9 protein-coding genes and 1 pseudogene are annotated in these 11,269 nt (G+C 34.8%); 7 read left to right on the forward strand and 3 right to left on the reverse strand.

All coding sequences use genetic code 11. The annotated features are described in order from the left end of the window. The first annotated feature begins 217 nt into the window (after positions 1-217). On the forward strand, positions 218-673 hold the full coding sequence (locus VB248_RS09880; protein WP_323296608.1) for a hypothetical protein: 456 nt from the start codon (positions 218-220) through the stop codon (positions 671-673). Positions 674-756: 83 nt separating this feature from the next. On the opposite strand, the gene VB248_RS09885 is transcribed toward VB248_RS09880, so the two are convergent. After that, positions 757-1,068: a winged helix-turn-helix transcriptional regulator gene (locus tag VB248_RS09885; protein ID WP_323296609.1), complete on the reverse strand. Its 312-nt coding sequence runs from the start codon at positions 1,066-1,068 to the stop codon at positions 757-759. 146 nt (positions 1,069-1,214) lie between these two features. Here VB248_RS09885 and VB248_RS09890 point away from each other — a divergent pair, with 146 nt between their 5' ends. After that, a complete protein-coding gene (locus VB248_RS09890; RefSeq protein ID WP_323296610.1) occupies positions 1,215-2,135 on the forward strand; it encodes a DsbA family protein in 921 nt (306 codons plus the stop codon). A gap of 130 nt (positions 2,136-2,265) precedes the next feature. On the opposite strand, the gene VB248_RS09895 is transcribed toward VB248_RS09890, so the two are convergent. Next, the gene (locus VB248_RS09895; RefSeq protein ID WP_323296611.1) at positions 2,266-4,596 is read right to left on the reverse strand and encodes an LruC domain-containing protein; all 2,331 of its coding nucleotides are present in this window, start codon (positions 4,594-4,596) and stop codon (positions 2,266-2,268) included. Between the two features lie 528 nt (positions 4,597-5,124). Between VB248_RS09895 and VB248_RS09900 the strand changes: the two genes are divergently transcribed. Beyond that, entirely contained in the window at positions 5,125-6,633 is a 1,509-nt protein-coding gene (locus tag VB248_RS09900; protein ID WP_323296612.1) for an acetyl-CoA carboxylase biotin carboxylase subunit, read from the forward strand. A gap of 43 nt (positions 6,634-6,676) precedes the next feature. Here VB248_RS09900 and VB248_RS09905 read toward each other — a convergent pair whose 3' ends face one another. Then, positions 6,677-8,056: an OmpA family protein gene (locus VB248_RS09905; RefSeq protein WP_323296613.1), complete on the reverse strand. Its 1,380-nt coding sequence runs from the start codon at positions 8,054-8,056 to the stop codon at positions 6,677-6,679. A 299-nt stretch (positions 8,057-8,355) separates the two neighbouring features. Here VB248_RS09905 and hisB point away from each other — a divergent pair, with 299 nt between their 5' ends. From hisB to VB248_RS09925, 4 genes and pseudogenes are all read left to right on the forward strand, one after another. Then, positions 8,356-9,477, forward strand: coding sequence for a bifunctional histidinol-phosphatase/imidazoleglycerol-phosphate dehydratase HisB (gene hisB, locus VB248_RS09910; protein WP_323296614.1), 1,122 nt, complete (start codon positions 8,356-8,358; stop codon positions 9,475-9,477). A 446-nt stretch (positions 9,478-9,923) separates the two neighbouring features. Next, positions 9,924-10,175, forward strand: a complete 252-nt coding sequence (locus VB248_RS09915) for a transposase (RefSeq protein WP_323296615.1) — start codon at positions 9,924-9,926, stop codon at positions 10,173-10,175. Next, positions 10,153-10,332: a hypothetical protein gene (locus VB248_RS09920; RefSeq protein ID WP_323296616.1), complete on the forward strand. Its 180-nt coding sequence runs from the start codon at positions 10,153-10,155 to the stop codon at positions 10,330-10,332. Before VB248_RS09915 ends, VB248_RS09920 begins: the two co-directional genes overlap by 23 nt. Before the next feature lie 14 nt (positions 10,333-10,346). Continuing rightward, positions 10,347-11,249 (forward strand): annotated as a pseudogene (locus tag VB248_RS09925) (IS3 family transposase); the annotation flags it as partial. Positions 11,250-11,269: the final 20 nt, after the last annotated feature.

Raw genomic sequence — 11,269 nt, forward strand, 5'->3', positions numbered from 1 at the left:
AACAATCAATTATAAAACTTTCCTTTTCTTAATAATTTCATATATTTTTCAAAAGAAACGTTTCATAATCTTTAAATAATCACAAAGTTAAGCTAATATTTTCTTTCTGCAAAAATGTATAGTGATTTAGTGTAAAAACAAACAAAAAGGTTTCACTGGTTTTTTTTTATCGAAAATTCATACAAGTCATCCTTTTTATACTGTATTTTCAAAGCAAATGAGTATATTGTATTTACTTAGAGTAGAACGTAGCTTGGCATTTGTAAAATATTTAGAATTTCATTTCTTAAAAAAATACAATAACGATATGCAGAATTCTCAAACCTTAAACCTCGTTCAAAACGAAGTTGATATTATCGACTTCTTGGTTGATAATAATGCCATGATTAAGGACTTTAGTAAAAGTCAACTTTCTTGGTTTTTTGTAGGCGAAAGTTTTCACCTTATTCTGTACTTGACAGAGGGCGAAAAACCGAAGTTTGAACGCTACATCGTTGAGCGTTTTGCTGAAAACATGAATGAAATGATTAGCCTTTGGAATTGTTTTGACAGAAGAATTCAGGAGTGTCAGGAAATTAGAATTATGAAATTGGCTAAAAACAAAGTACACGATTTGATTGCCATGTCGGAAACCTTCAAAGCATTTTTTCGTAGAAATGATTTTGAAGAATAAAATAGGCTATTTTTCGCTTTTTTGTTGATTTCTGTAAGGCAATTGACCGTATCAACAAAAAAGCGAAAAAGATTTATACTTATCTATGATAATTTTTCTATCTGATGAAAAATAGGAATCAGGCTTTTGCCTTTCTCTGAAAGTACGTATTCGATATGCAGAGGTTTGAGATTCACTACAATTTTTTCAAGTAAACCTTCTTTTTCCATTTCTCGCAAAGCAACCGCAACCGACTGTTTATTAGACTCTTCAATCGTTCTGACGATGCTGTTGAATCGTAATGGGCCATCAACTGCTAAACGAAAAATTTGCAGTTTCCATTTGCCTGAAAGCATTTTCAAAAAACCTTCAATCGGACAAGTATCTGTATTTAAAATCTCTTTTGTGGTAGTCATAATTTTCTGACTAATTGTGTGACATTGTATTGATGCCGAACTTTGTTACAAATCTAATAGTCGGAGCGATAATTTCTGCTAAGAAACTAACAAAAATGACTAAAATCAACAACGTTAAAATTTATCTAAGCACTATTCAATAATTTATGGCAAAAAATATACTTAATAACCCTCTAATTTGTGATGTCGAAGAAGGTATCTGTGAAATCTCTAAATCAACTTATAATACTGAAAATTTAATTGAAAAACCATTACAAAAGCCTGTTCGTATTACTTACTTTACCGACCCCATCTGCTCTTCATGTTGGGGTGTAGAGCCGCAACTTAGAAAATTAAAGTTGGAGTACGGAGAATATTTTGAAATTGATTACAAAATGGGTGGATTACTACCCGACTGGAATTATAACCGTGGCGGCATTAGTAAGCCAAGCGATGTAGCACATCACTGGGACGAAGTGAGTCTTTATTATGAAATGCCCATTGACGGAAATATTTGGATTGAAGACCCTCTACATTCTTCGTATCCACCTTCGATTGCCTTTAAAGCTGCTCAAAGACAAAGCCCAAAAAAGGCGATAGCTTTTCTAAGAAGAATCCGTGAAATGGTTTTTATGGAAAAAAAACGTATTACAAAGTGGGAGTACTTGGTAGAAGCCGCTCTTGAGGTTGGACTGGATGTGGTACAACTCAAAGCAGATTTTGAAGGACCAGCTCTGCAAGATTTTAAAGAAGACCTTTTTCAAACACAAACATTTGAAGTGCAAGGCTTTCCTACTTTCTTCTTCAAAGATGAAACTGGCAATCAGTTTATTGTTTGTGGCTTTAAACCTTATCAATATTTTGAAAAAGCCATCTTGAATCTTGTGCCTGATGTGCAGAAGAAGACAATTAAAAGTGATTTAGAATCGATGTTTGAATATTACCCAACGCTTACCTCTAAAGAATTTGCCGTATTGACCGATACTTCGGTTTCGGATGCAGAAAGAAAATTATATGCCTATTACCAACAAAATATGCTTGAAAAGATTGAAATCAAGAATGGCATACTTTGGATTAAAAAACGTTAAGCTAATCCATAGTTTTATATCTATCATTTCATACACTTACCCATAATTTGACCATTCTACGTTTTTATTGAAAGAGACACTTCCTAATTTCATTGTTGAAACAGGAAGTGTTTTTGTTTTATAGCCCTTTTCAATCAGGATTAAAAATGAAAGGAGTATATCTATAACCAGCTTGTTTATTTGAATACCAATCGGTACGAGACACTCCGCCCGAAGTTACCCAAGTAGCAAAGTATAAATATGCCGAAGTAATAGTACTGCGTTCGGTTGGATACTTGAAATTATCAGTAGATACTTCTATTGCCCACGGAAGCCCTTTGGTGGTGACGTAATATCTACCATTCGCAACGTTTGAGTTGTCGTTTGCAGTTCCGAAGTATTTGGTATCAGCCAGTTTGGTTGGATACTTGCCCAATAAATGCGTTTCAAAGCCTCTTCCATAATTACTTGAATTATTCCAAATAAATGGATTATAGTTACCAATCCCAAAATAGCGAATCAGCGGGCCATCGTTTACATCAAAACTAAAATTATAAGTCTTAGGAGGTACAATTGACTGCGAGGGTAAAGTATTCCAAATGCCCAATTCTTTTCCACTATTTTGATAAAGTACTACTACAACGCTGTCTTGTCCAGCTTCTAAAGTTGCCCCAGAAGAAGAACTAAAGTTTTTACTTTTACTTTTCAATAAATTGAATTGAATACCTCCACCATTTTCATAAGAACCACCAGCAGCGTGCAAAGTATAATCGCCTTGAATACGCACTACTTTGTTTGAAGAATTGGTAATGATTTGATACGAACAAGAAAGTACGGCATCGTTCATGTCGTAGTCGCCCATTGATGGCCATTGGTCTTCAAAAGCTACGGTTGATGGAAGCGAAGTATTTTTAAAGGCTTTGTTGGCATCGCTCGGGAAATCATCTACCACATCTATTACACCATCTTTATCGCTATCTCTCAAGGTAACTATTACTTTTCCGTTGCCTTCGTTACACTCAGTTTTAGGAATATAAATACCTGTACCTGTGGTAGAAACAGCATCTTCATCCAAAAACTTTTTATCGAGGCTGCCACTGGGTTCTGCAAATTGTACTCTACCAACCAATTTGTATGAACTACCAGAATTTAAGTTGGTAGATGCCGTCAGTACTCTGAACAAAGAATATTCACTTACGCCAATTCCTGTAATTTTTCCATCAAAAGTACTCAGAGTACTGGTGATAAATAAAGCTCCATAATATAGATTTACGCTACCAGTTGCATTTAAGCGAGTTTGATTTCCGACAAAAACATAACTATTATTATTGAGCATTTTGTTGATGTCAAGGTTGTTTGTCACAATCATTTGGCACTTATTGTTTACCACCACTGAATTGTTCAATAACATATCTTTTACAGTCATGTAATTGTTGTTGGTAAAAATTGTAGAGCCACTAAGTATCAATTTCCCAATTCCTGTAAAGCGACCATTATTGGTAATCGTTTCGCCAGAAGCGTTCAATAAAATATCAAGTAAAGATTTCATCTCTCCTTCGTTGGTCATTGCACCTGCTACTACCAGCGTTCCTTCATTAAGTATTGAACCTTGATTGGTAATTTTTGAATTAACTTTTGATTCTAATCCTTTTTTCAAATTGAGCTTTCCTATATTTTGTAATTGCCCGCCCAAAGTAAGTTTATTGCTAAAAGTAAGTGAGCCAAAATTTTGAATTAAAGATTGCGAAGCATCCCAACTGCCACTGTTCAAAATGGCTGAGCCTGTACTGGTAACAATAAGTGTAGTTTTTGAAGTATTCTGTACAGACAAATTATTAATAGTAATATTTGTACCGCAGACTTTTAGCGTTCCATTGTCCGAATTTTTTATCGTTACGCTATAATTACTACCTATTAAACAGACCGTTTTGTTGGCAATGTCTATGGTTTTTTCGGCGGTTTTCTCATTGATTGATACTTCACAACCCGCATTGCAGTCGATATTGGTGTTATCTAAAGTAAGTCCTACCGTTTTTACATCATCTGGTACGGCAATTCTCCCAGCCGTATTGCTTCCCATCGAAAGTGTCACATACAAAGACGCATCTATCGTTACTTTTTCAGAAAGTTTTGTACCATCTGGGGCAGTTTTTACGATGTAAAGCTCTTTTATGCTTGAACCTAAAGAAATTTTGGTATAAAATGGCGACGAAAGCGTAGCTGCACCTTTGGCAATCGGAGAAGTGCCTGTGCTACTTGGGTCTGATGTAAAAATTGCGATTACATGTATGGCATCACCAAATCTAATATCTCTTACTCTGATATTAAAGTTTACATCTTTTGACGTTTTCCAATCAAAACCTGAGGGAACTGTCAGACTATTAATATCTCCATTTGAATTATTAACTTCGAGTTCGGCAGTACAGGCATATAGAAAACATAATATTAAACCATACAATAGAGAGAAAAATTTAGTTTTCATTTTGTTTATAAATCATATTTAAGTGGTTGATATAAAATAAATGACGGCATTGCCCTCATTTGAATTTCATCCTTCTCAATTGATTAAAGTTTAATCATTCAACCAAAATTTGGTCCTATTTTCATGAAATCTTTTCTCATGATACTAACTTATTTAGAACAAATCTAATAATAGATTTTGTGTAATTGTAATTTACAGGAACGAAGAATTATTTTTTTTCACAACTTTTCCAAATAATCTACTTAACTCATTATGAACGAATTATATCAGTGTTGAGATATTGCTATTTACTATTTTTTTAGAAAAAAATTTTCGCTGTACCAAGTGTGAAATTTTAATTTATGAAAACGTAATATTTTTCTTTTTACAGATGAATATTCCTTGAGTTGGGTTAGAAATCTGCCTTTAAGAAAAAGTATATTAAATTTACCAGAAAAAATAAAAATTATTTTATTGCTCTCGGAATGTCATTTACCTTTGTTTGATAACAATTGAAAAACAAAACCATAAAACCAGCTTATCAAAATTATGTCGAAAATCAATAAAATTCTGATAGCCAATCGTGGAGAAATCGCCTTACGCATCATGCGTACTGCCCGTGAAATGGGAATACAAACTGTTGCCATTTTTTCAGAAGCAGACCGCAATTCTCCTCATGTTCGTTTTGCAGACGAAGCCATTTGTATTGGACCACCGCCTTCACATCAATCCTATTTACTTGGCGATAAAATCATTCAAATCTGTAAAGACCTCAACGTAGATGCTATTCATCCTGGATACGGATTTTTATCCGAAAACGCTGCGTTCTGTAAAAAAGTAATTGAAGCAGGTTTGATTTTTATCGGGCCTTCGCCTGAAAGTATCGAACTGATGGGCGATAAGCTGACATCAAAACACACAGTGGCAAAGTATAATATCCCGATGGTGCCGGGTACTCCTGATGCCGTTACGGATAGAAAACTGGCTAAAGAAAAATCTTTAGAAATTGGTTATCCAGTACTTATCAAAGCTTCTGCTGGTGGTGGAGGGAAAGGAATGCGTGTGGTTGAGAAAGAAGAAGATTTTGATGAACAAATGGATAGAGCTGTTTCAGAAGCCATTACTTCATTTGGGAACGGAGCAGTTTTTATCGAAAAATATATTACTGCACCAAAACACATTGAAATACAAGTACTTGGCGATAAACACGGAAATGTTGTTCATCTTTTTGAAAGAGAATGTTCGGTACAACGTCGTCACCAAAAAGTGGTAGAAGAAGCTCCTTCTGCTGTATTAACGCCCGAAATTCGTGAAGCGATGGGGCAATGTGCTGTAAATGTGGCGAAAGCTTGTAATTATTACGGAGCAGGTACGGTAGAGTTTATCGTGGATGAGAAATTAGATTTTTATTTCTTAGAAATGAATACTCGTCTGCAAGTAGAACACCCTGTTACTGAGCAAATTACGGGTGTAGATTTAGTAAAAGAAATGATTAGAATTGCCGAAGGCGAAGCCATTTCTTTCAAACAAGAAGATTTACAAATTCAAGGACATTCAATTGAAATTAGAGTTTGTGCCGAAGACCCACGCAATAATTTCTTGCCAGATGTTGGTACTTTAAGTACTTACGTTCGTCCACAAGGAAATGGCGTTCGAGTAGATGATGGCTTTGAGCAAGGAATGGCAATTCCGATTTTCTATGACCCGATGATTGCTAAATTGATTACTTATGGCAAAGACCGTGAGGAAGCCATAGCAAAAATGATTCGTGCGATTGATGAGTACAAAATATCGGGAATTCAAACTACTTTGCCTTTCTGTAAATTTGTGATGAAGCATGAAGCCTTTATTTCTGGCAATTTTGATACTCGTTTTATTGGACTTTACTACACGCCTGATAAATTAGATGAGTTGCCTATCGAAAATGAAGAACTTTTGGCAGCAGCTTTGGCAAGTTATTTAATGACCAATAAAAAAGCGCCAATATCGGCAGGTAACCAGCCTGTTGAAACGCAAATAAATAGTAATTGGAAAACCAATCGTTTGGCTTATCGTTAAAAAATAAGGGCTAAAGTTGTCATTAACTTTAGCCCTTATTTTTTTATTTTCTTACTACTTTCAATTCTATTCTTCTGTTTTTAGCTCTTCCTTCTTCCGTTGCATTACTTGCAATGGCATTGTGCGAGCCTTTTCCAGCAAAATCTATTCTAATTGGGTTAATTCCTTGCTGAATTAGTATATTTCTTACGGCTACTGCTCTTCTGGCTGTCAATCGCTTACTTTGTAGCGAGTCGATTGTATTGTCGGTGAAGGCAGTTAATTTAATTTGAGCTTTCGGATAGGCTTGTAAAACTTTAGCCAAATCAAAAACTGGTCTATCAGCACCCATTGTAAAAGCCGCTGTATTGGTTTCAAAAGTAACGTTGTCTATTGTAAATACTCGGTTGGCTTTTGCCGTTGAATCGCCCAAATACTTAGCAATTGAAAGTACAAAAGAGCCTTGTTGCAATTCAATTTTTTGTCCATCAGGCAAATTAAGAGCTACCGTTTTCTCAGCTTCTTTAGCCAAAGTGGCTGAATCTATTTTAGCAGTAACGGTATCTTTCGGTAAACTATTGGTATCAATTTCTACTCCTGTTACTTCTTCCATCTGAGCAGAATCTTTCAGAGAATCAGAAGAAGTATTTAAGCTCGACCAATCGTAAGTGGCGGCGAAGTATCCTAATGCTGAAAGTACGACCAAAACCAAAACAGAAGGTAAAAGCCAGCTTGGGAAACTTTTCAAACTTGAACTTTCTGACTCTTCATAATTTTTGGTTGAATAGGTTACTTTTTGCTCTCTGACAGGTTTTTCTGTCACGGTAGATTGCACCGAAGCCGATTTGATTGGAGCTGCCGGAGCGTACTGTATTGGTTTGATTTCTTGGCTCATAAAAACCGAAAGCCCCAATACATCAATCATTTTTGGTTGTAAATCTTCTGGTGTTTCGTCTAATAAACTTCCTTTTTGTTCTAATAAATAATTAGATAAAGCAAGTTTATCCAAACCCTGACTTATGGTGATTTTTCCTAATTTATCCAAAGTAACAGCCGCAACAAGTCCAAGAATCATCGTAGCAGACGAATTTCTAACGCCAGCGTACTTTGAAATCATGGTAGCAATTGAGCTTTTTTTATCAGGCAATAGCATACTTACATAGCTACTTCCTTTTTCTAAAAGGGGCGACAAACTTTCTCTATCAACGACATAAGTACTTATTTTTTCGTTGATACTTCCGTCAAGTTTCCCTTTTTGTAACACGTTCATCAGCGTAGTAGCACCTGCTTCGTTGGCTACTCTTTTCATCAACCCACCTATAAAAGTAGAAATCAGCCCGTCAACTACTAATTTTACTTTGTCTTCTTTTTCTCCAGTTATATTGGCAATTTTAATTGATATATCTCCAGCTAATAAATTTCTAAGTTCTCCAAATAAATTCATACCCACTTGTTTTTACATTCTTAAATTATGATTCAAAATTACAACCTTATCTTATAAATTCATTCAAAATATTTACAAGACTTTACTTTTCTTTGGTTATTAGCCAAATTTTAAAGGTTTCTCAAAGAATATCAACAAGTTGAAAAATGACCTGTTTTTTTAAGAATTTCTAAAAAATGAACTCCTTTCTTCAAGAAACTTCAAGCAATTTTAGGAAAAGTAATAAAACTCTTAGCAACTCCTACTAATTTTGCAGTTCCCATTTCAAATTCATGATTGATAAAATCATGTTGTAATCCATGAAAAAAATATTGTTTATCGACCGTGACGGTACGATTATCGTTGAGCCACCCGTAGATTTTCAGGTGGATTCTCTGGAAAAATTAGCGTTTCTTCCGAAAGCAATCTCTAATCTTCGTAAAATCGCTGAGGAAGCAGACTTTGAATTAGTGATGGTAACCAACCAAGACGGTTTAGGTACTGATTCTTTCCCAGAAAATACTTTTTGGCCAGCTCACAACAAAATGATGGAAACTTTAGCAAATGAAAATATCCATTTTGCAGAAGTACACATCGACCGCACTTTTGAACACGAAAACGCCCCGACTCGCAAGCCAAGAACGGGAATGTTAGAAAAATATTTTGACGAATCGGTTTATGATTTAAAAAACTCTTTTGTTTTGGGCGATAGACTCACAGATGTGCAGTTGGCCATCAACTTAGGAGCGAAAGCTATTTACTTGGGCAACCAAAGTACTGAGAGTACTGAACTTGAAAATGCAATTGCACTTCACTCAAGTGATTGGGACGAAATCTATCAGTTTTTGCGTTTGCCAGAAAGAATTGCCAGCGTAGAAAGAATTACAAAAGAAACACAAATTTGGGTAACACTAAATTTGGATGGAAAAGGAAAAGCTAATATCGAAACAGGCTTAGGTTTCTTCGACCACATGCTCGACCAATTGGCAAAACACTCTGGGGCAGACCTAACGGTTAAAGTAAACGGAGACTTGCATATCGACGAGCATCATACCATCGAAGACACTGCTTTGGCTTTGGGAGAAGCGTATTTGAAAGCTTTGGGCGACAAAAAGGGAATTACTCGTTATGGTTTTTATTTATTGCCAATGGATGAAGCTTTGGTGCATGCAGCCATTGATTTTTCGGGTAGAAACTGGATGGTTTGGGATGCCAAGTTCTCTCGTGAAAAAATTGGAGAAATGCCTACCGAAATGTTTTTCCATTTCTTCAAATCCTTTACCGATACTGCCAAATGTAATTTGAATATCAAAGCCGAAGCCGATAACGAACATCATAAAATCGAAGCTATTTTCAAAGCCTTTGCTAAAGCAATCAAAATGGCAACCAAACGAGAAATCAAAGATTTAGATATTTTGCCTTCTACAAAAGGGGTTTTATAAGCTTGAAAAACACTTTTTGTATAGGAAATTAACCAAAGAATTAAGGCTGATTAATCCATTTTTAACAATTCTTAGTTACCTTTGTGTTAATATTAAACAGAAATCATTGAACCTTCAAAATCATATACCATGTCTGGAACATTATTAACTTGGCTTTTCTTTATCGTTTTAATGGGTGCTTCAACTGTTGTAGCTGTTAAATTGCAAAAGATTTACAACGAAAGAGGTAAGTAATCGTCTTCAAAAATTATGTTTTAAACAAGAATCGGTCTCGAAACAATTGCTTCGAGACCGATTCTTGTTTTTAGAGCATTCTGATTTTATTCAGAAAGTATTTTATTAAATACAATAAAAGCGAATTTCCTATTTATGTAAATATCTGATTATTAGATTTATAAAATTGTTGTGCTTGCCTAAAATAGGTTGACAAAAACATCAACTTATTTATGAGCAAATCGAAATCAGAATCTAAAAAAAGTACCAATTTAAAGATTCGTCAACGACGTATTTTTAGTGAATCGTTCAAACGAGCAAAAGTTCAAGAATTAACAGCTGGACTTTATACTGTGCATTCTTTTAGTAAATTGTGGGAAGTAGCTCCTTATACGGTTTATCGTTGGATATACAAATACTCTCCACAACATAAACAAGCGGGGGCGCCCGTGCGACACAACTATGGTTGTACAACAAGAAAGTGAAGCACAGAAAACTGCTAACTTATTGGCTCAAGTCGCAGAACTTGAACGTCGTTTAGGACAAAAACAAATGCAATTAGACTATCTTGAAAAATTAGTAGAACTTGCATCCAAAGAGTATGATATTGATTTTAAAAAAAACTTCAATGTCAAACTTTAGAGTATTTTCGAGTACATACTTGTCATTATTCCATGAATGATTTATACAAGCTTTGTAATATCTCAAGACAAGCTCATCATCAGCGACTTATCAGAGAAAAGAACTGGGCTTCATTAGAGTACTTGGTTGTCGGTTTAATTATGCAAATAAGGGAAATACATCCTGGTATGGGTTTAAGAGTGATTTACGACATTCTTAAACCCAACGGATTAGGGCGTGATGCCTTTATTAGTATCGGACTTAGCTATGGTTTTAGATTGATTACTTACAAAAATCAAATTAGAACCACTTTTTCAAGCCCATTTAGCCGTTATAAAAATCTGTTAATAGATAAACAACTCAATAATATTGACCAGTTGTGGACAAGTGATATTACTTACTATAACATCGCTGATAAATTTTACTATATCGTTATGATTATGGATGTTTATTCTCGAAAAATAATAGGCTATTCCACAGCTGACAACATGAAAGCAGAAAACAATTGTCAGGCTCTTGAAATGGCTTTCCATACTCGCAAAAAGAAAAAGTACACAGAGCTTATTCATCATTCTGACAGAGGTGGACAATACATTAGTGATGACTATGTCGCTTTACTAAAAAATGCTAACATAATGATAAGTATGTGTAATGAGGTACATGAAAACACACATATTGAAAGAATCAATGGAACTATTAAAAATCAATATCTTAGATATTGGGAAAGTGCAAGCTTTGAAGAGTTAAAAACTAATGTCAAAAAAGCAATCGACACTTATAATAATAAACGACCACATAGTTCTTTAGGAAAAAGAACACCAAACTCGTTTGAACAATACATCAAAGAACTTGAGGTCGATAAAAGACCTAAATTAAACATTTGGACATCCGATGGAACAAAAAAAACAGACCCAAATCAAACTATATTACAATTTTAAGTACATTAAAAAGGATAATA

It is taken from the genome of Arcicella rigui (assembly GCF_034929435.1).
In the GTDB taxonomy this organism is placed as follows: Bacteria; Bacteroidota; Bacteroidia; order Cytophagales; family Spirosomataceae; genus Arcicella; species Arcicella rigui.